The 20,110-nt window shown below is 68.9% G+C and carries 14 protein-coding genes; 5 read left to right on the forward strand and 9 right to left on the reverse strand.

The annotated features are described in order from the left end of the window. Positions 1–12 precede the first annotated feature (12 nt). Positions 13–474: a YbaK/EbsC family protein gene (locus tag WEA29_09070; GenBank protein ID MEX2323903.1), complete on the reverse strand. Its 462-nt coding sequence runs from the start codon at positions 472–474 to the stop codon at positions 13–15. Then, entirely contained in the window at positions 467–2,068 is a 1,602-nt protein-coding gene (locus tag WEA29_09075) for a long-chain fatty acid--CoA ligase (GenBank protein ID MEX2323904.1), read from the reverse strand. Before WEA29_09075 ends, WEA29_09070 begins: the two co-directional genes overlap by 8 nt. 105 nt (positions 2,069–2,173) lie before the next feature. On the opposite strand from WEA29_09075, the gene WEA29_09080 reads away from it, so the two are divergent. The 3 genes from WEA29_09080 to WEA29_09090 all read left to right on the forward strand — a co-directional run bounded on the left by WEA29_09080 (position 2,174) and on the right by WEA29_09090 (position 6,084). After that, complete coding sequence (locus WEA29_09080) at positions 2,174–2,992, forward strand: M15 family metallopeptidase (GenBank protein ID MEX2323905.1); 819 nt, start codon at positions 2,174–2,176, stop codon at positions 2,990–2,992. Positions 2,993–4,041: 1,049 nt separating this feature from the next. Then, the gene (locus WEA29_09085) at positions 4,042–5,223 is read left to right on the forward strand and encodes an MFS transporter (GenBank protein MEX2323906.1); all 1,182 of its coding nucleotides are present in this window, start codon (positions 4,042–4,044) and stop codon (positions 5,221–5,223) included. Between the two features lie 63 nt (positions 5,224–5,286). Beyond that, positions 5,287–6,084, forward strand: a complete 798-nt coding sequence (locus tag WEA29_09090) for a PD-(D/E)XK nuclease family protein (GenBank protein MEX2323907.1) — start codon at positions 5,287–5,289, stop codon at positions 6,082–6,084. Positions 6,085–6,093: 9 nt separating this feature from the next. On the opposite strand, the gene WEA29_09095 is transcribed toward WEA29_09090, so the two are convergent. Further along, on the reverse strand, positions 6,094–7,368 hold the full coding sequence (locus WEA29_09095; GenBank protein ID MEX2323908.1) for a Glu/Leu/Phe/Val dehydrogenase: 1,275 nt from the start codon (positions 7,366–7,368) through the stop codon (positions 6,094–6,096). A 100-nt stretch (positions 7,369–7,468) separates the two neighbouring features. On the opposite strand from WEA29_09095, the gene WEA29_09100 reads away from it, so the two are divergent. Together WEA29_09100 and WEA29_09105 are read left to right on the forward strand one after the other, a co-directional pair. After that, entirely contained in the window at positions 7,469–10,405 is a 2,937-nt protein-coding gene (locus WEA29_09100) for an ATP-dependent DNA helicase (protein ID MEX2323909.1), read from the forward strand. Beyond that, a complete protein-coding gene (locus tag WEA29_09105; GenBank protein MEX2323910.1) occupies positions 10,402–13,479 on the forward strand; it encodes an ATP-dependent DNA helicase in 3,078 nt (1,025 codons plus the stop codon). Before WEA29_09100 ends, WEA29_09105 begins: the two co-directional genes overlap by 4 nt. Positions 13,480–13,484: 5 nt before the next feature. Here the strand turns inward: WEA29_09105 and dtd are convergent, their stop codons facing one another. The 6 genes from dtd to WEA29_09135 form a co-directional block, all read right to left on the reverse strand. Beyond that, a complete protein-coding gene (gene dtd / locus WEA29_09110) occupies positions 13,485–13,940 on the reverse strand; it encodes a D-aminoacyl-tRNA deacylase (GenBank protein ID MEX2323911.1) in 456 nt (151 codons plus the stop codon). Beyond that, entirely contained in the window at positions 13,937–14,137 is a 201-nt protein-coding gene (locus tag WEA29_09115) for a flagellar biosynthesis anti-sigma factor FlgM (GenBank protein MEX2323912.1), read from the reverse strand. Before WEA29_09115 ends, dtd begins: the two co-directional genes overlap by 4 nt. Further along, positions 14,134–15,207, reverse strand: coding sequence for a DUF933 domain-containing protein (locus tag WEA29_09120; GenBank protein ID MEX2323913.1), 1,074 nt, complete (start codon positions 15,205–15,207; stop codon positions 14,134–14,136). The genes WEA29_09115 and WEA29_09120 overlap by 4 nt, the downstream gene beginning before the upstream one ends. 61 nt (positions 15,208–15,268) lie before the next feature. Further along, entirely contained in the window at positions 15,269–16,405 is a 1,137-nt protein-coding gene (locus WEA29_09125) for a CaiB/BaiF CoA-transferase family protein (protein MEX2323914.1), read from the reverse strand. Continuing rightward, positions 16,402–18,918: an SMC family ATPase gene (locus tag WEA29_09130; GenBank protein MEX2323915.1), complete on the reverse strand. Its 2,517-nt coding sequence runs from the start codon at positions 18,916–18,918 to the stop codon at positions 16,402–16,404. Before WEA29_09130 ends, WEA29_09125 begins: the two co-directional genes overlap by 4 nt. Continuing rightward, positions 18,905–20,071 (reverse strand): exonuclease SbcCD subunit D, encoded by a 1,167-nt coding sequence (locus WEA29_09135; GenBank protein ID MEX2323916.1) that lies wholly within the window; start codon positions 20,069–20,071, stop codon positions 18,905–18,907. Before WEA29_09135 ends, WEA29_09130 begins: the two co-directional genes overlap by 14 nt. Positions 20,072–20,110 lie beyond the last annotated feature (39 nt).

Consider the following 20,110-nt stretch of genomic DNA (forward strand, 5'->3'; position numbering starts at 1 on the left):
TCATCGATCGTCTCATGTTTCCTTCGTCACCTCGGCCACCTCGGCCGCCAGGTGTTTGATCAGCGCTGCTGCATCCACGTTGATCGCTACGCCGTGGGCGCCGCCGCCGATCGAGGCGAGGCCGTCTATGGAGGCGTCGGCGATGACCGGCAGGGTGGTGGTGGAGCCGAAGGGGGTGATCGCGCCGGGGGTGTAGCCGGTGGCTGCCAGCGCTTCGTCTGCAGACGCCAGGGACAGGCGCGACACGCCAAGCACACTGCGCAGTTTCGCCCAGTCGATGACTCGGTCCCCTGGGACCAGAACCATGAGGAAGTCGCCTTCGCCGCGGCGGACCACGATCGTCTTGACCACCTGGCGGAGGTCGACACCACGGGCCTCGGCCGCCTCCTCCACGCTGGCCACCGGGCCGTACTCGATGACCTCATGGTCGAGACCCGACTCCGTCGCAGCGCGCGTGGCCGGTGTCTCAGTCATCGAGCAGGACGTCGGCGAAGCGATCGCGGACGACCTTCTTGTCGAACTTGCCGGTGCCCGTCTTGGGCAACTCCTCGGCGAATTCGATCACATCGGGTAGCCACCACTTGGCCACCCGACCGTCCAGGAACTCCAGCAACTCCTCGGCGGTCACTTCGGAGCCAGGGCGCCGCACCACCAGCGCCAGCGGCCGTTCCTGCCACTTGACGTGCTTGACGCCGATTACCGCCGCCTCGGCGACCCCTGGATGGGCCATCAGTTCGCGCTCCAGGTCGAGCGACGAGATCCACTCCCCGCCCGATTTGATCACGTCCTTGGCACGGTCGGTGATGACGATGTATCCCTCGGGAGTGATCTTGCACACATCGCCGGTCCGCATCCAGCCGTCGACGAACGCCTCCTGGCGTTCGTCCCGGAAGTACTGGGCGGCGATCCACGGGCCGCGAATGAGCAGCTCGCCGAACGCATCACCGTCGTGCGGCAGTTCGGCGCCGTCCTCGTCGACGATCTTCACCTGGAGCCCCGGCACCGGCAGCCCCGCCGTTTCCAGCCTGTCGAGGCGTTCGTCGAGGTCGAGATCCCGGTGCTCGGGAAGGAGCAGTGAGATCGAGGCCACCGGATTGGTCTCGGTCATCCCCCACCCCTGCTGCAGAACGATCCCCCGATCGCGCTGGAACCACTCGATCATCGCCCGCGGCACCGCCGACCCTCCACACATCAACGCCCGAATCGAAGAGGTGTCCGCGTCGGGATGGTCCATCAGGTGCTGCTGGATGCCCGCCCACACGGTCGGCACTCCTGCCGAGAAGGTCACCCGCTCGCGCTCGTAGAGGCCGACCAGCCCTTCCGGCGAGAGGTCGGGTCCCGGGTAGACGATCCGGGCGCCGACGGTGGTCGCCGAGAACGGGTACCCCCAGGCGGCGGCGTGGAACATGGGAACCACGGGCAACACCGTGTCCGCGGCCGAGATCGAAAAGACGGCGAGCGACGAGATCGTGTGCAGGTAGGTGGACCGCTGCGTGTAGGCGACGCCTTTGGGGTTACCGGTCGTGCCTGACGTGTAACAGAGCATCATCGGGGATCGCTCGTCGAGGATCGGCCAAGCGCCCCAGGACGGGGCATCGGCGATCAGGTCGTCGTAGGCGATGGCGTTGGGGAGATCACCGACCACCTCCGGCCCCATGACCACGAAGTGCTCCACTGTCTCCAATTCGCCAGCGAACCGCTCCACCAACGGCACCAGGTCGGGGTCCACGAAGAGCACGCGATCGGCAGCGTGGTTGACGATGTAGGCGAGCTGATCGGGGAACAGCCTGATGTTCAAGGTGTGGCAGACGCGGCCGGTGTTGGCCGTCGCCCAGTAGAGCTCGTGATGGCGCTGGTTGTTCCAGGCGAAGGTGGCCACGGCATCCCCCGTGTCCACCCCGAGATCATCGAGGGTGGCAGCGAGCCGCCGAACCCGCTCGTCAGTGTCGCCGTAGGTGGAGCGACGGATGCTGCGGTCGTACTCCACCGACACGATCTCGCGGCCCGGGTGCACCCGCACCGCGTTGTCGTACAGCGTCGACATGAGCAGCGGGAAGTCGTCCATCATGTGGGGCACGAAGCTAAATCTAGAGGAGCGAGGGGCGAGAGGCGAGAGGCGAGAGGCGAGGGGCGACGGGCGATAGGCGGGCGCCGACCTACCCTCCAAGCCGCCATGGGAACTCGTCGCCCGCCGGATCGCCGCCTACCGAAGCACATCTACGTGCGCCGCAGGATCGCCGTCGGCGTGGGTGTCATCCTCGCCGTGGTGCTCGCCACGACCCTGATCGGGCGACTGTTTGGTGCCGGAGGCACCTCCCTCCTCGACACGACGACGCTCGCCACGCCGACTACCACCACGATCCCGGCACCGCCGCCCTGCACCACCGGTGACCTGGTGATCTCCGAGGACCCGGCCACGGCATGGGCGACGGTGGTCGTCGACACGGCTCGGCGCCTCCCCGCCACTTATGCGCCAGACGATCTCGTGTCGGCAGCCAACGCTGGCTTCGCCGTCGGCGAAGGCGTCCTCGTCCGCTCATTCTTGATCACCGACCTCGTTGCGCTGCGCCAGGCTGCTGCCGACAACGGAACACCGGTGACGATGCTGGCCGCCTACCGCAGCTTCGATGCGCAGCAGCAGATCCTCGACCAGCGGATCACCGAGTTTGGCGAGGAGGAGGCGCTGCGCCGTGCCGCCCGACCGGGCCACTCGGAGCATCAGCTGGGCACCACGGTCGACCTCACCAGCGAGGGACTGAGCGACGTCGACCAGGCATGGGGATGGTCGCCCACCGGCCTTTGGGTGGCAGCCCATGCCCACGAGTTCGGATTCCTCGTCACCTACCCGGAGGGAGCCGAAGCGTTCACCTGTTACACCTACGAGCCCTGGCACCTTCGATATGTGGGGCGCGACCTCGCAGCCGCGGTGGTCGAGTCCGGCCTCACTCTGCGGGAGTACCTCTACGCCTTTCACACCCCGCTCGGAGCCTGACCGAGCCACCTCCCCGCCTTCGGAGGCCGCACGCGACGCGTGAGCCCTCCCCCTCCGTCTCGGCCCTTGCGGGCCGAGCCACCTCCCCCTACGGGGGAGGGGAACGCGGAAAATCCCGAGAAAGTCACTGGCCGGAGCCAGAACCCTCTCGGGATATTTCCGTCTGAGCGGAGCCTTGCGACTCTGCCCTCCCTCGATCTCGAGCCGAAGCTCGGTGCCGAAGTTGGTCCGGCAGTCGTCCGGTCCTTTCGGCCGGTGCGACCCTCCCGAAGGAGCTGGGTCGGAACCGCCGCCGACCGTTGCCGGTCGTTGGCACCACCACATCGCTGTAGTGACAAGGGGAACCTTACGACCCCGACAGGGCCGGGTCAAACTGAACGGCTAGTCCGTTTTCGCGCCCCACCGGAAGTTTTCACGCACTGCTTTCGCGAGCTCACAGCCACAGAGAGCTCGCACCACACAGCTCACAGCAAACAACTGACAGCCAGAGCGGCTCGAGACGAGGAGCCAGGGACGAGGGACGAGAAGCCAGGAGCGAGGAGCCAGGGATGACGGATGACGGACAACCGTCTGGCTGTGGAGCTGGTAGCCAGTAGCTCTGAGCTGGTAGCCGGTAGCCGGTAGCCGGTAGCCGACCCCGAAAAAGGTGGAACCCCGAGGAAGCGTTGGCCGAAGCCGCTGCCCCCTCGGGGCTCCATGTCCCCCTGTCGAACTCTCCTTGCGGAAAGCTCCCCAGGGGGAACCGTCTCAGCGTTGCCGCCGATCCGGCACCCTCCGTCAGACCGAAGTCTTCAGGTGGGCCGTGGCCCCGCTGAGTGCCGAGTCGGACCCGGAGGCCCTCCACTGCGACCCCTCGGGGCCGCCTTCCCGTTTCCTTGCGGTCCCGGGAAGGAGTGGGGGGAAGATAGGCGAGTACGGCAACCGGGTCAAATGGAACGGGTAGGTAGTTTTCGCGCTCTTGCGGCCGATTTCGCGGGCGTACCTGAGTTCCACCGATCCTCCCCCGGCGCGACTCGCAGCGCCCTACCGGCTCCTAGGCTCGCTCTGCCATGCCCGGATTCCTCACGCCCCGGTTCGTCTCGACCTGGTTTGCGTCTCTGTTCCAGGGCATGTCGTTCTTCCTCTTCGTCCACTTCCCCGGGTTCCTGCGCGACGACCTCGGCGCCTCCGAGCAGCAGATCGGTGTGATCTTCGCGGCCACAGCACTCAGCGCCATCGCGGTGCGCCCCTGGATGGGTCGCTCGATCGACCGCCTCGGCAGGCGACCGCTCTTCATGGCGGGCAACGCGCTCAACGTGCTCGTCGTTGCCGCCTATCTCAAGGTCGACGCCATCGACCCGTGGCTGTTCACCGTTCGCATCGGGCACGGCATCGCCATCGCCCTCGTGTTCTCGGCGATGCTCGCCTACGCCGCCGACCTGGTCCCGCCCGAGCGACGCATCCAGGGTCTCTCGCTGTTCGGGGTGGCCGGACTACTTCCCATAGCGATCGGCGGCTTCCTGGGGGACCTGGTGATAGGGAGGTGGGGCTTCGACGGACTCTTCATCACCGCGCTCGCCCTGGCCGTAGTAGCACTGCTACTCACTCTCCCACTCTTGGAGGTGGCGCCGCGGCTGGAGCCGGGAACCGCGGTGTCGTTCACCCGTCCCCTCCGCCAGCGCGATCTGCTCCCCATGTGGTGGATCTCGTTCGTCTTCGCGATGACCCTGACCGGCTACTTCACCTTCATTCGGACCTTCGTCGACACCACCGGTGTCGGCTCGGTGGGCGCGTTCTTCGGCACATACGCGGCGACGGCCATCCTGCTCAGGTTGTTCTTCGGCTGGGTGCCGGATCGGGTGGGCCCGAAACGGGTCCTGTACCCGGCGATCGCCATCTTCGGCTGCGGTCTCGTCGTCCTCTCCAGCGCCGGCAGCACCGGGGGAATCATGCTCGCCGGCGTGCTGTGCGGAGCCGGTCACGGCTCGCTGTTTCCCATCCTGTTCACCGAGTCGTTCGGGCGAGCGGCGCCGCGTGACCGCGGATCGGCGTCGGCGATCTTCACCGGCGTCTTCGACCTGGGCACGCTGGTCGGAGGGCCGATCCTCGGCTCGCTGATCGTGCTCGTCGGCTACCAATCCATGTACCTGATCACCGCCGGTTGGCTGGTGGTCGGCACCCTGGTCTTCGCCGTGTGGGACGGCGATCTCGCTCGCCGCAGGCGACGCACCCCCGACCCCGTCGGTACGTGATCGAACACCGCGGCTCGAGCCGAACTACATTCATGTCACTCCCTCCACCTAGGCTTCCTGACCATGACGCTGGAGACCCTGTCACCGAGTCGGGCTGGTGACTTCAAGCACTGCCCGCAGCTGTTCAAGTTCCGTGCCATCGATCGGCTCCCCGAGCCGACGACGGTGTACCAGGCGCGGGGGACCACGGCCCACCTCGCGCTCCAGCGGCTCTTCGACCTCCCGGCTGAGCAGCGGACACCCGACACCCTGTTCGATCTGTTCCGTGCCGCGTGGGCCGAGGTTCGGGCCGGGGAGTACGAGGGGCTCTTCGAGTCTGTCGAGGACGAGCGTGCCTGGGGGATCGAGAGTCTCGAGTTGCTCGCCAACTACTTCGCCGTGGAGGATCCGACCGCTTTCGACCCGATCGAACGGGAACTCGACATGCTCGAAGACCTCGGCGGCATCACGATCCGGGGGATCCTCGACCGCATGGAGAAAGACGCCGCCGGTCGGCTCGTGATCACCGACTACAAGACCGGCAAGGCTCCCCCGGAGCGGTACGCCCTACCGGCCTTCTTCGCCCTGAAGATCTATGCCCTGCTCATCCGCCAGCGGACCGGAACGACACCCGACGCCATTCAGCTCATCTACCTCAACGGTCCGACCGTGTATCGGATCGACATCAACGACGCCCAACTCGATGCCATGGACCGTCAGTTGCGCGCCCTGTGGTCGGCGATCGACAAGGCGATCACCACCGGGCACTTCCCACCGCGGCCGAGCCGGCTCTGTGACTGGTGCTCGTTCCAAGACCTATGCCCGGCGTTCAACAAGAGCGTCGACGGCACGGAGCGGCTGGCGGTGGCTGTCGGAGAGTGATACTCCGGATCAGGGGAAGACGCCGCGAGCGAGCTTGGCGTCGACCACCCGCCTGATCCCCTTGATCAGCGCCGCGGTACGCATGTCGGTCTGATACTTTTCGGCGACGGCGACCACGTCGGCGAACGACCGGCCCATGATCTCGCGGAGCCGGCCGACGATCTCGTTCTCGGTCCAGAAGTAGTTCTGCAGGTCCTGCACCCACTCGAAGTACGACACGGTGACGCCACCCGCGTTGGCGAGAATGTCGGGGACCACGAACACGCCGTTCTCGAGGAGGATCCGATCCCCTTCGATCGTTGTCGGCCCGTTGGCTCCCTCGAGGATGAGCTTCGCCTTGATGTCGGCGGCATTGCCCTTGGTGATCACCCCGCCGGTGGCGCACGGCATGAGCACCTGGACGTCGAGCTCCAGGAGTTCCGCGTTGGTGATCCGCTCGCCGCCCCCGGTGAACCCGGCGAGGTTCTTCTCGTTCTGAACCCAGGTGACGGCGTCGGCGATCGGGATCCCCTTCGGGTTGTATACCCCGCCGGTGACGTCGGAGATGGCCACCACCTTGGTGCCGAGCTCGTGCGCTGCCACGGCGGCGTAGAGGCCGACGTTCCCGAACCCCTGGATGGCGACAGTGGCGCCCTCCACTGCGAGCCCGGCCCTGTCGGCGGCCGCCGGGATCAGGCTCACCATCCCCCTACCCGTGGCTTCGCGACGGGCCACGGATCCACCGAGGGCAGGGGGCTTGCCCGTGACCACCGCCGGCTCCGAGTGGCCGACCTGCTGGCTGTAGGTGTCCATGATCCAGGCCATCGTCTGCTCGTCCGTGCCCATGTCGGGCGCGGGGATGTCCTTGTTGGGGCCGATGAAGTTGATGATCTCTGCGGTGTACCGACGGGTCACCCGCTGCTTCTCGGACCGCGACAGGATGGTCGGGTCCACCCGCACGCCACCTTTCGCCCCCCCGAAGGGCAGGCCGACGATGGCGCATTTCCACGTCATCAGCATGGCGAGGGCGGCGACTTCGCCGAGGTTCACGTCGGGAGCGAACCGGATCCCGCCCTTGGTCGGGCCCATCGACAGGACGTGCTGCACCCGATACCCGAACAGGCTCTCGACCTCCGAGTACTCGTCCTTACGGTACGGAAAGGTCACGACGAGGGACCGCTGCGGCACCCTGAGCCGGGTGGCCACGTTGGCGTCGATGGCCATCATCTCGGCTACGCGATCGAACTGTTCGACCGCGTCGTGATACAGGGGCGAGTCCCACTCTCGGAGTCCGACGCCGTCCATGTCTCCCACGCTCCTCAGTGGCTGCTGTACGCGAGCCAATCTACCCGGGTGCGTGCGCGACCCGCCTGGTCGTGTCACACCCACCGAGTACCTTGGCCCGGTGCAGGGTTCAGAGACGCGGATCGACCCGGATGCCTGGGATGCAGCCATCGCCGACACCGACGGACCCCAGCTGGTCGTCGGCGGCCCCGGCTCGGGCAAGACCGAGTTCCTGGTGCGACGCGCTCGGCATCTCATCGACGTCTCCGGAGCTCGACCCGACCATCTCCTGCTGTTGTCGTTCTCGCGTCGCGGTGCTGCCGACCTGCGAACCCGGCTCGCAACCACGCTCGACCGCTCGTTCAGTCGGATCCCAGCCCTGACCTTCCACTCCCTCGCCCTCCAGATCATCGAAGCCCACGGGGCCGAGGGAGACTGGCCGACCCCGCCAACGCCGCTCACCGGTCCGGAGCAGGTCACCCTCGTCGCCGAGGTACTGGCGGGTGAGGATCCGAAGGCCTGGCCGCAGCCCTTCCGTGGGCTCCTCGGCACTCGATCCTTCGCCGCCGATCTCGCCGACTTCTGCATGCGAGCCGCCGAACGCCTCATCGGGCCCGACGAGATCGAGGGGTTCGCCCGGGCCGACTGGCGGGCCGTCCCCGGGTTCATGCACCGCTACCGCGACACCCTCGTCGACCGCGGCCGTATCGACTACGGCTCGTTGCAGGCGGAGGCCATCCGGCTCCTCGCCCGACCGGAGGTGCGGCAGGAGCGACGCAGGATCCCGACGCACATCCTGGTCGACGAGTACCAGGACACCACCGTCTCACAGGCGACGCTGCTCGACCACCTCGCCGGCCCGGGTGGCAACCTCACCGTCGCCGGGGATCCCTACCAGTCCGTCTACTCCTTCCGGGGCGCAGAGGTGGGCAACATCGGTGCCTTCCCCACTCGGTTCGGCAGCGCCGAACACCCGGCTCGACGGCTGGTGCTCAACACCTCGTTTCGCGTTCCCGAGGCGATCCTCTCGGCGGCGGTGCGGGTCACCGCGGGCACCGGACTCCCCGGTGCGGCCGGTCCGGTGATCCCGGCTCCCGGGGAGGGATCCGTCGAGACCTACCGCTTCGATCAGCAGTCGCACGAGGCCGAGTGGATCGCCGCCGAGATCCAGCGGGCGCATCTGGTGGGACGCATCCCCTATCGCAACATGGCGGTACTCGTCAGGTCGAAGCGCAGCCTGCTCGGAGAACTGGCGAGAGCGCTCCATCGCCGTCACATACCCCACGAACAGCCCAACGACCGCCTCGTCGGTCACCGCCTGGTGCGATGCATCGGAGATCTGGTGGAAGCGGCCACGGCCGACGGAGCCCGTCGGACCGATGCCCTGCGACGGGTGCTGCTCGGACCCCTGGTGGGATTGCCGTTGGGGCGGGTCCGCGAGATGGAGCGCACCGCCTTGCGGGGCGCGGCGTGGACCGACGTGATCGCCTCCGACGACGGCGGGAGTGAGATTGGCGAGCTCGTCACCGATCCGACCTGGGCTGCTACGGCACCCGCATCCGACGGCTTCTGGACCGTGTGGACGACGCTCGGCGTGTTCGACCGTGTAGCGCGTGACCCGGCAGCAGTCGACGACCGAGCCGCCCTGGCATCGTTCGGGCAGGCACTGGAACGCCTCCGCGACCGCGACCCGACGTCGACGCTGCGCGACTACTTCGCCGCGGCGGACGCCGAGGACTTCGAGGCGGAGCCGCTCCTCGAGTTTCGGGCGTCGGACACCGACCAGGTCACCCTCACCACGCTCCACCAGGCCAAGGGCCAGGAGTACGACGTCGTCTTCATCGCCGACGCCCGAGAAGGCGTCCTCCCCGACCTGAGGACCAGGGACTCGATCCTCGGGACCCGCCACCTCTCCCCCACCCACGGCGGCGACGATGGTGCCTACACCCGGTTCCGCATCCAGGAGGAGATGCGCCTCGTCTACACCGCTCTCTGTCGTGCCCGACGCCGCGCCGTCGTCACCTGCACGTCGATGGGCGTCGACATGACCGGAGGCGCCCCCAGCCGGATCCTCCCGCTCATCGCCGGCAAGCCCATGGAGGAGGCAGCCGGGGCCCCGGGGGAGCACCAGGAGCCGATCACGGCTCTGGAGGCCGAAGCATGGCTGCGCCGCATCGCGCGTGACCCGCAGAAGCCAGCGGTGGACCGGCTCGCCGCCCTCGCCGCCCTCACCCGCCCGAGTGCCTGGCGACCCCGCGATCCGGGGCACTTCGCCGGGGTGCTGGATCGTGGTCCCGACCAGGGCGTCACCGAGATACCCCTGCGAATGTCGCCGAGTCGGGCAGAGTCGTACCTGACCTGTCCCAGGCGCTACGTGCTCGAACGCGGGCTGGGCCTCGGCAACGCCGGGTCCACCTACGCCTCACTCGGGAGTGCCATCCACGACGCCCTCGAACGCGCCGAGTCGGCCGCTCTGGCCAGAGGGGACGAGCACGGAACGGCGGAAGAGGCGCGGGCCGCCCTCGATGACGTCTTCGAGCCGGCGGACTACGGGGGAAGCCCATGGGCCGAGGCGTGGCATGCCCGGGCAGCGTGGATCATCACCCGCCTGTACGACCTGTGGCCGGGGAAGGGGCCGGCCCTCGGCCTCGAGGTCTCCGTCGAGCGCGAGGTCGACGGGGTCCGATGGGTGGGCCGCATCGACCGCATCGAACAGCGAACCGACGGAGTGTGGGTCATCGACTACAAGACGGGCACATCGGCACCGAACAAGGCCGATGCCGCGGTGTCGGTCCAGTTGGGCTTCTACGTGAGTGCCGTAGACGCGCCGGAGGTCGCCGGCGCTGAGATGTGGTTCCCGGCCGCCAAGCAGGTTTCGATCAAGCGCCGCCAGTTCGACCTGTCCCGCCTCCCCGATGTCGAGGAGGCGATGCGAATCGCCCAGCAGGGTATCGGCGACGAGCGGTGGGACCCGGAGCCGGGAGCCCATTGCGAACAGTGCGCCCATCGGACGCTGTGTCCGGCCTGGCCTGAGGGCGCGGAGGCATACGCCGGATGAGACTCACCCCCGAACAGGAGCGCATCGTCGCTCACCCGCTCGAGCCGCTGCGGGTCACCGCGGGCGCCGGGACCGGCAAGACGCAGACCATGACCATGCGCCTGGTCCGCCTGGTGACGGATCACGACATCGCCCCCGAAGAGGCGCTCGGTATCACCTTTACCAACAAGGCCGCCGAAGAGCTCGCCGATCGTCTGCGCACGAACCTCCCGGATCACACCGCCGCCGGCCACGAGGTCCAGGTGCAGACGTACCACGGCTTCGCCCACGGCCTGCTGCGCGAGTTCGGACCGCTCATCGGCATCCCGCGCCAGCCCCGAATCGTGCCGCCGGGTTACGCCCGCCAGATGCTGCTCGACGCCCTCGGTGACACCCCCCACCGGGCGCTCGACCTCACCCGCTCCGCAACGATCGTCGAAGACCTGCAACGGCTGGCATCCAGCGTCGGTGACCATCTGGTCGACCTCTCCACCATCGCCGACGACGACGCAGACCCCGAGGACGACGTCCTCCTCCGGCGCAGCGACATGGTCGCCGTACTCAAGGCGTACGCGCGACGAAAGCAGGAGCTGGGCGCCGTCGACTACGCCGACATGGTGGCGCTGGCATGCCGACTCGTAGATGACGCCGCCATCGCCGAGCGCATCCAGAACCGCTACCGCGTCGTGCTGCTCGACGAGTATCAAGACACGAACCCGGGTCAACGCGAACTGCTCCGACGGGTCTTCGGCGGCGGCTTCCCGGTCACCGCGGTCGGCGATCCGGATCAGACCATCTACGAGTGGCGCGGTGCCTCACCGGCCAACTTCGAGGACTTCCCCCACCACTTCCCGCTGGCGTCGGGGGCCCCATCACCGTCGCTCCCCCTGTCGGTCAACTGGCGTTCCGGCCCGGAGATCCTCACCGTCGCCAACGCGGTTCGGGCCGAGATCTCCCGCGCCGGCGACATCGACGAGCTACGGGCTCGGACCGATGCACCGCCGGCCACGGTACGAACCCACTGGCTTCGCACCGCCCTGGACGAGGCGGCATGGATCGCCGACGAAGCCGTTCGACTTCACGCCACGGGACGCCAGTGGAGCGACCTGGCCATCCTCTTTCGCAAGCACCGCCAGATGGCGGCGGTGCGCGACGCCCTGGTCGCCCGCGGGGTACCGGTGGAGGTCGCCTCGCTCGGAGGGCTCCTCGAAGTGCCCGAGGTCGCCGACCTCCATGCCTGGCTGCGCCTCCTGGGTCGACCCCAGGATGGGATCGCTCTGGCGAGGATCCTCACCGGGGCCTCGTTCCGCCTCGGACTCGGTGACCTCGCCCCGCTCGCACGCTGGGCGGAACGCTTGCGGCGTCGTGCCGACGAGGACGAGCCGCTCGGCTGGGCGCTGGTGGATGCCCTCGAGCACGTCGGCACCATCGAGGGACTCAGCGACGAGGCTCGCCGACGACTGGCTCGCTTCATGGGACTCCACCGGGATCTCGTGGGTGCCGCCCAGTCGACGAACCTCGCCGAGTTGTGCCGACTCATCCTCGATCGCACCGGCGCCTGGGCCGAGGTCGACGCGCTCGGCGACACGGCCCGTCTGACCGTCCGGCTCAACCTGTACCGCCTCCTCGACCTGGTCGAGTCGTGGAGCCCGCTGGAGGGTGCGCCATCGCTCACCGCCTTCCTGCAGCACCTGGACCTGCTCGCCGAGGACGGCGCCGAGGACGGGCTCGACACTGCGAACGTGAGCGGCGAGGACGCCGTGCTGCTCATCACCGTGCACCGCGCCAAGGGCCTCGAGTGGCCCGTGGTGTTCCTCCCTGCCCTCTGTGACGGCACCTTCCCCGGCAACGTGGTCACCTACGAAGACCCGCTCAGCCGTCCCGAGGTCCTCCCCTACCGGTTCCGCCTCGATCAACGCCACCTGCCAGACCTGGGCGACGACCCGGAAGAGCGCAAGGAACTGCTCCGAGAACGCCACCGGGATCAGGAGTGGCGCACCGCCTACGTGGCCGTCACCCGCGCGCGTGAGGAACTCGTCGCCAGCGGCGCCTTCTGGTACACGACGGGACGGCCGAAGCAGCCCAGCCCGCTCTTCTCGCTCATCGACACCATCGCCGTCGCCGAGCCCGACCGGAGCGAGGATCCCGGCGAAGCGCCGACGAGCCTGATACCCGAGACCGGATGGCGGTCCGTGCCCGACCCCCTGTTCGCCGACGGGTGGCAGCGAGCCCTCGCCGAGGCGGTCGTCGACCCGGCGACCGTGGATCGCGCCGCGGGAGACGCCGGGCTCGTTGCCGAGTTCGAACAACGGGTCGATGCGCTCCAGGCACGGCTCGACGGCCTTCCGGCTTCACCGGAACCGGACCCTGCGTCCGATCGGCCCCGGATGTCGGTGAGTGGCGTGGTCACGTTCGCCGCCTGCCCGCAGCGCCATCACTGGGCATACGTCGATCGGCTCCCGCGACGACCCTCGCCCGCTGCCCGACACGGCGTCGACGTCCACAAGCGCATCGAGCGCCGGCTGCGCGGCATCCAGACGTTCGACGACCTCGACGGTGTGGTCTTCTCCGCGGACGACGCCGAGGTGGCCTCGGCCCGCGGTGCGGCATCCGCATACTCGACGTTCCAGGCGTCCCGGTTCGCCTCCCTCGAACCGCTCCTCGTCGAAGCCCCCTTCAGTCTGAAGATCGGTGACACGAGGATCGAAGGCCGCATCGATGCTGTCTTCGAGACCCCGGATGGCGTGTGGGAGATCGTCGACTTCAAGAGCGGGCGCCCATCCGACGACCCGACGCGCCGCGTCCAACTCCAGGCGTACGCCCTGGCGGTGGCACGGGCCGGGCTGGTGGAGGGACGGCGCCCCGGCCCGCTCCGGGGCACATTCCTGTACCTCGGCGAGGACGAGCCGACCGAGGTGTCGGAGGATGTCGACGACGCATGGCTCGACGAAGCGGCCGCCGCCGTCGCCGACGTCGTCGCTCGTGCGGGTGCCGGAGAGACCGCTCCGACGCCGTCACCCGGGTGCCGCTGGTGCGACTTCAGCCGGTTCTGCCCGGCGGGAACCGCCTGGCTCGCCGACAACGCCGCCGACTGAGCCGATCAGCGCACGCGGCCGTCCTCGACGTCGAGCACGAGCGTGACCGGGCCGTCGTTGATCAGCGTCACCTCCATGGAAGCCCCGAACTCGCCGGTGGCGACCGGGATCCCGGCCGCCTCGATCCGGCTGGCGACCGCGGCGACGAGGCGCTCGGCCTCGGATGGCCCACCGGCTCCGACGAACGACGGGCGCCGGCCCTTTCGGAGGTCGGCGACGAGCGTGAACTGGCTCACGACGAGCACTGCGCCACCGACGTCGCCCACGGCCAGATTCATCGAGCCGCCGTCGTCACGAAAGATGCGCAGGCCGACGATCTTGTCGGCCATCGTCTCCGCGTCCCGGTCCTCGTCGCCGTCGGCGACGCCGAGCAGGACGAGCAGACCGGGCCCGATCTCCCCGACGGCGCGACCCTCGACCACCACCGAGGCTCGGGCCACCCGCTGAACGACGGCTCTCACCGGCCGGCGACGGGAGTGTCCGGGCGAGGCCGACGGTGCAGGGACTTCAGGACCGCCTCGGCGACCTTGTCTGCGGGGACTCGATACTCGCCGCGACGCACCTGATCGGTGATCTCGGCGACGTAGCGGCGGCGCTCTACCACGGCTCGCCTCGTGATGGGAAGGGGTGCATGTGATATCTCCTCGTGGCCGCTCACACCGAGAACCTCACGACGATCACGTCGCCTTCGTGGATCTGGTGGTCACGACCCTCGATCCGGACCTTTCCTGCTGCCTTCGCTGCGTCCCATCCTCCCACCTCCAGCACCGTCTCTATCGGCGAAATCTCGGCGCGAATGAAACCGCGCTGTAAGTCGCTATGGATTTTTCCCGCGGCCTCCGCCGCTGACGAGCCCTTCCTGACCGTCCAGGCACGGGATTCCTTCGGGCCGACGGTGAAGAACGAGACGAGGCCGAGAGCGGCGTAGGTGGCCCTGGTGACCGCGGAGAGGGCGCCGTCGCCGAGGCCGAGTGCCTCGAAGAGCTCGGCGCGCTCGCCCGGGTCCAGCCGGGATCCCTCCTCTTCGATTCGTGCGGAGAGGGTGATGACCTCGTCTCCCTCCGGTACGACGGCGGCGACGGCAGCGCGCAGTGATTCGGCGTCCCCCTCGTCCTCTCCGACGTTCACCACCCACACCGCCGGTAGCAGCGAGAGGGGAGCCATGTCCCGAAAGGCATCCAGGTCCGACGACGACCACTCCTTCGACCGGAGCGCGGCCCCTTCGGCCAGTACTGCGGCAGCACGGGCAATGGCATCGGCAGCCGAGCGCTTCACCGCCTCGGCCGATGCCTCCTTGGACGCCCGCTCGGCGCGCCGGTCGAACACCTCGGCATCGGCGAGGGCGAGTTCCAGGAGCAGGCTCTCAGCCTGAGCAACCGGATCGGTGCCCCATCCCGCATCGGCGACACCCGGATCCTCGAAGGCGCGTAGCACGATCAGCAGTGCCTCCATCTCACGCAGCCGTCCGATGGCCTGCCCGTTGGGTGAGCCGTCGGCGGAGTGGAGCGCCGGCAAATCGACGAGTTCGAGCACCGCGTGAGTGATCTTCTTCGAACCCTCCACCCGGGCAGCGGCCTCGAGCCGGTCGTCGGGAACCCGGGCGACACCCAGGTTCGGCTCGGTCGTCGCATACGGGTGAGGGGCGGTGACGGCTTCGAGGCCGGTGAGGGCATTGAAGACGGTCGTGCGACCGGAGTTGGGGAAACCGATGATGCCCAGGCGAGCCATTGGACGGCGACGATACCCGCCCTGCCCCACCACCCGGACGTCGGGACCGAGACGCGACCGGTCAGGCGACGGCGCCGACCGACCTGAGATGCGCGATGTCGCCCTCGGAGTAGCCGAGATCGGCGAGCACGACGGCGCCGTCCGCCCCGGGTGGTCGACCCGGCACCGGAATCGTCGGCACTGAACCCCCGAACCGCGGAGCTGGTCCCGGCTGCACGATGCCGCCCAGATCCACGAACGTCCCCCGAGCCGCCAGGTGGGGGTCGGTGGCGACCTCGCCGAGAGCCAGCACGGGAACGACGCACGCATCCGTCCCGGCGAAGGTCGCCGTCCACTCGTCTCTGGTACGCGTGGAGAAAACGACCTCGAAACACTCTCGCAGGGTCGGCCACCCCGAACGGTCGTACTGATCGGGCAGGTCGTCCTCGTCCAGGCCCAGCCCAGAAAGGAGCTGCCGGTAGAACTGCGGTTCGAGCGCCCCCACCGCCACATGTCGACCATCGGCAGTGGCGTAGCACCGGTAGAATGGGGCACCGCCGTCCAAGAGGTTGTCGTCACGCTCGTCCGACCACAGACCCTCGGCGCGCATGCCGTGGATCATGGCGGTGAGCAGCGCGGCACCCTCCACCATGGCCGCGTCGACCACATCGCCCTTGCCCGACGATCCTCTGGCGACCAGGGCGGCGAGGATGCCCGAGACCAACATCATGGCGCCACCACCAAAGTCGGCCAGGAGGTTGAGCGGGGGTGGTGGCGGACGATCGGCAGGCCCGATCGTTCCCAGTGCCCCACCGAGGGCGGCATACCCGATGTCATGACCTGCCTCGCCCGATCGGGGACCGTCCTGTCCCCAACCCGTCATCCGCCCGTAGACGAGGCGGGGATTACGGCCCAGGCAGGCGTCGGGACCGAGGCCGAGGCGCTCCATCACGCCGGGTCGCAAACCCTCTACGAGCACGTCGGAGCGCTCCACCAGCCGCAGCGCCACCTCGACCGCGTCGGGGTGCTTGAGGTCGAGACCGATCGACGCCGACCGCCCCCTGAGCAGCGGGTCCCGCGGCGCCGGCCCCCCGCAGGCCTCGGGTCGTTCGATGCGGACCACTCGCGCACCCATGTCAGCGAGCATCATCGAGGCGAACGGCCCCGGTCCGATCGAGGCGAACTCGACCACCGAGACGCCGTCCAACGGGCCGGTCACCGCGTCGCTCCCGACTCGACCACCGTGTGATCCGTGATCGGGTGGCGGCTGAGGACGATGAGGTCCTCGAGCCGATCCCGCATCCCCTCGACATGGCTCACCAGCACCACGAGACGGCCAGTGCCACCGGTGACGAGACGCTCGATACCGTCCATCGCCAGGTCGATGTGCTCGGCGTCGAGACTCCCGAAACCTTCGTCGAGGAAGAAGGCGTCGAGGCGACCCCCCTGTCTCCCCACCATCTCGGCGAGTGCCAGCGCCAGGGCCAGGGAAGCCAGGAACGATTCGCCTCCACTCAGGCTGTCGGGGCGGCGGCGGCCCTCTGCGGCGGACAGGTCCAGGATGTCGAACTCCCCGTCGTCGGAGAACCGATACCGACGGCCGCTGAGCGTCTCGAGGTGGTCACCGGCCAGACCGGCGAGAACCTGCCGTCGCTCGCCGAGCACGTAGTCGAGGAAGGCGGCGGGCCGGAGGTCGGTCATCAGGCGTTCCAGGAGCGACGCCTGCTCCACCAGGCCGACCTCCCCTTCGTCGAGGCGATCCAGCTCGGCCAGGCGGCGCTCGATCAGCTCCACCTCGGTTGCCAGCGCGGTCACTGAACGGTCGGCCTCGGTCATCACCTCGACGAGATCGTCGCCAGCGGCGAGTCCGGCCGATTCGAGGAGCCCGGTGCGTTCGAGACGAGCCGCTTCCAGCACCTGACCCAGCTGATCGTGGGACTCCCCCGCCGCTCCCCGCCGCTTCAACCATGTCCGCCGGATCCCGTCGAGGGCGGCGGCGAAGGACGATGCGTCGGCGCCGACGTCGATGTCCAGGTCGAGTCGCGCCACCAGCCTGTCGAGCCCGGATCTGAGGGCCTGGACGCCGGTGCGGGTCGCATCCCGATCCACTTTCGCCGTGTCGACCGCGGCACGCGCCGCCTGTTCGGACTCACCCGCCGTGCCCGCCGCGACTTCCGCGGCGACCACGGCCTCCCTCAGTTCCGAGAGGCGGACCTGCGGGTCGCCATCCCCGAGAAGCTTCGCCGTTTCCTCTACCAGGAGAGCCACCTCGGCCTCGAGCCGCGCCACACCGTCCGTCGCCGCGGTGAGGGTTGACTCGGCGTCGCGATGACGACCCGTCGCTGCCTCGAGCGCCGCTTCCGCCCTGGCGACGGCAGCCTTCGCCGCACTCTCGCGCCCCCTGGCGTCGGCGCCCTCGGTCACGATCCGGCCCAGCGCCGCCTCGGCTTCACTCAACTCCGGCGGTGTTTCCAACGACGGCACGGACCGCACCACCTGCTCGCACACCGGGCAGGGCTCGCCGACCGAGAGGTCCGATCGCAGCGCGTAGGCGCGGCTCCGGCCATGCGCGTCATGGAGTGCCTGACGGGCTCTCTCCTCCTCCAGGGCAGCGGCCGCCGAGGCGCTGGCCGCGACCTCCACCTCGGCCGCGGCCGCGGTCAGCGCAGCCTCCGCCTCGGCGACGGCTTCTGCTGCCGCGGCCACCGCCGCCTCCAAAGGAGGGACCCGGGACTGATCACGCTCCACCGCTGCCCGCGATGCCTCGACTCTGCTCACCAGGTCGCTGGCCGCGTCCAGCGCCTCTCTTCCGCCAGCGGCCCCGAGCGCGGCGCCGTGGGCGGTGCGGGCCTCGGTGGCGGTTTGGGTGGCGGCAGCCAGCGCCTCCTCGGCCGCGGCCACCGCGGTCTCGGACTCGGCGAGTGCCGAGAGCACGCGGTCGGCATCCTCACGCGACGGGATCGACGCCGACAGCTCGTCGAGGAAGGTGACGTCCTTGGCGGCCGCCGCTGCGGCTGCCTCGGTGTCTCTCAGGCGCTCGTCGACCTCACCGACGCGAGTCCGCATTTCTCGCACGGTCTCAGCCCGGGAGGTCGCCTCGTCGAGCGCCCGCTGCTTCTCCGGCAGGGCGGTGCGGTCGGTCTCCGCAGATGCTCTCCGCTCCTGCAGGACCTTGAGGTCCACCGAAACCGCGTCGAGGCGGCGTTTGGTGGCGTCTCGCATGGCGTCGAGCCGATCGAAACCGAACACCCCTTTGAGCACCGCGTTGCGCTCGGTCGGTGTCGCCTCGAGAAACTGGGCGAACTGGTTCTGGGCGAGGAGCACCGAACGCCGGAAGGCGTCGAAGTCGAGGCCAAGGATCCGTTCCACCTCGGCGGTCACCTCGCGCTCCTTGTCGGCGACCTCACGCGCCTCGCCGTCCTCGAGGCGATACAGGGTGTGTGCGGAGGCCCCGGAACGACGAAGCGCCCGCACCGTCCGCCACGTCGTGCCGTCTACTTCGAAGGTCAGCGACACCTGAAGGGCATCACGGCGCTGGTTGATGAGGCTCTTGGTCCCGGAGCCGATTCGTGGCGTCTTCCCGTAGAGGGCGAAGGCGATGGCGTCGAGGATCGACGACTTCCCGCTGCCGATCGGTCCGACGATCCCGAGGAGCGTCCGGTCGGTGAAGTCGAACATGACCGGCTCGGCATAGGACCGGAAGCCGCTCAGGGTGAGCTCAGTCGGCCGCATCCGCCACCTCTTCGGCGATCTCTCTGAACAGGGCCATGAGCGGGTCGGACGGCTCGGCGGCGTGGGTCTCCAGGTGATAGGCGGCGTACAGCTCGTCGAGGCTCACCCCGGCCGCGACTGTGCCTTCCACCGTCGGCCGGTCGTACTCGGGCCGCACCTTGACGACGTCGGGGAAGCGCTCCCGAACCTGATCGAGCAGACCAGGCTCGGGACCGTCGGTGCGGACGATGAGGTCGAGGAGGACGCCATCGAGGTCGTCGCGGGCAATCAACTCCTCCCAGGTGCCCGATGCCGTCACCAGGCGACGGCCGCCGGTGATCGGCACCGACCTGACCGAGGCCGGCACCCCCGGTTCGAGGTCCACCACGACGACCCGCTTCTCCTCGCCGGCCTCGCCGAAGTCCAACTGGAGGAGCGACCCGGCGTACTCGGCCGGGACGATCGACCCCGGGACCGGCTGCGGAGCGTGGATGTGGCCCAGGGCGACGTAGTCGACGGCGCTGGGCACGGCGGCCTCGGTGGCCGCATAGGCCTCGCCGATGTGGAGGTCCCGCTCGCCCCTGGGTACCCCGGTGCGCACTTTGACGCCGCCGACCATGTAGTGGCCGGCCAACACGGTCGCGTCGGCGTCAGAGGTTTCCTCGGCGAGGGCCTTCGCATAGGCCTCGGTGATCTTGCGCACCCGATCGGCATAGGTGCCATACCACTCGTCCACCTTGGCCATGAAGTCCACCACCTGCGCGGCACGCAGGAACGGGAAGCACGCCACCAGCAGCCGGGCGTCGCCGATGGGGAGAGCGACGATCCCACCGTCCCGTGGGCCGCGGATCGACCCGATCAGACGGACACCGAACGGCCTCAGGAACGGGTCGAGCGTGTCGAACAACTGCGGCGAGTCGTGGTTGCCGGCGACGACCACCACCGGACGGGTCCCGCCGGCGGCGAGACGAACCAGCCCATCTAGCCCCAGCCTGAGGGCATCGACCGGCGGCACCGCCCGATCGAAGAGGTCGCCCGAGTGGACGACCGCATCGACCGACTCACGCTCGGCGATGGCGATCACCTCGTCGATGACCTCGCGGTGCTCCTCCATGCGGTCGTGCCGATCGAGCCGCTTCCCGACATGCCAGTCGGAGGTGTGGAGGAGTCTCATTGGGGTGACTCGATCATCAGTGACGAGTTGCGGACGGCA

The sequence above is a fragment of the Acidimicrobiia bacterium genome (genome assembly GCA_040902765.1).
Taxonomy (GTDB): domain Bacteria; phylum Actinomycetota; class Acidimicrobiia; order Spongiisociales; family UBA11373; genus DATKBG01.

Coding starts and splice junctions, on each gene's coding strand:
- WEA29_09070 (MEX2323903.1), bottom strand. CDS start 474: ATGACTGAGACACCGGCCACGCGCGCTGCGACGGAGTCGGGTCTCGAC.
- WEA29_09075 (MEX2323904.1), bottom strand. CDS start 2,068: ATGATGGACGACTTCCCGCTGCTCATGTCGACGCTGTACGACAACGCG.
- WEA29_09080 (MEX2323905.1), top strand. CDS start 2,174: ATGGGAACTCGTCGCCCGCCGGATCGCCGCCTACCGAAGCACATCTAC.
- WEA29_09085 (MEX2323906.1), top strand. CDS start 4,042: ATGCCCGGATTCCTCACGCCCCGGTTCGTCTCGACCTGGTTTGCGTCT.
- WEA29_09090 (MEX2323907.1), top strand. CDS start 5,287: ATGACGCTGGAGACCCTGTCACCGAGTCGGGCTGGTGACTTCAAGCAC.
- WEA29_09095 (MEX2323908.1), bottom strand. CDS start 7,368: ATGGACGGCGTCGGACTCCGAGAGTGGGACTCGCCCCTGTATCACGAC.
- WEA29_09105 (MEX2323910.1), top strand. CDS start 10,402: ATGAGACTCACCCCCGAACAGGAGCGCATCGTCGCTCACCCGCTCGAG.
- WEA29_09120 (MEX2323913.1), bottom strand. CDS start 15,207: ATGGCTCGCCTGGGCATCATCGGTTTCCCCAACTCCGGTCGCACGACC.
- WEA29_09130 (MEX2323915.1), bottom strand. CDS start 18,918: ATGCGGCCGACTGAGCTCACCCTGAGCGGCTTCCGGTCCTATGCCGAG.
- WEA29_09135 (MEX2323916.1), bottom strand. CDS start 20,071: ATGAGACTCCTCCACACCTCCGACTGGCATGTCGGGAAGCGGCTCGAT.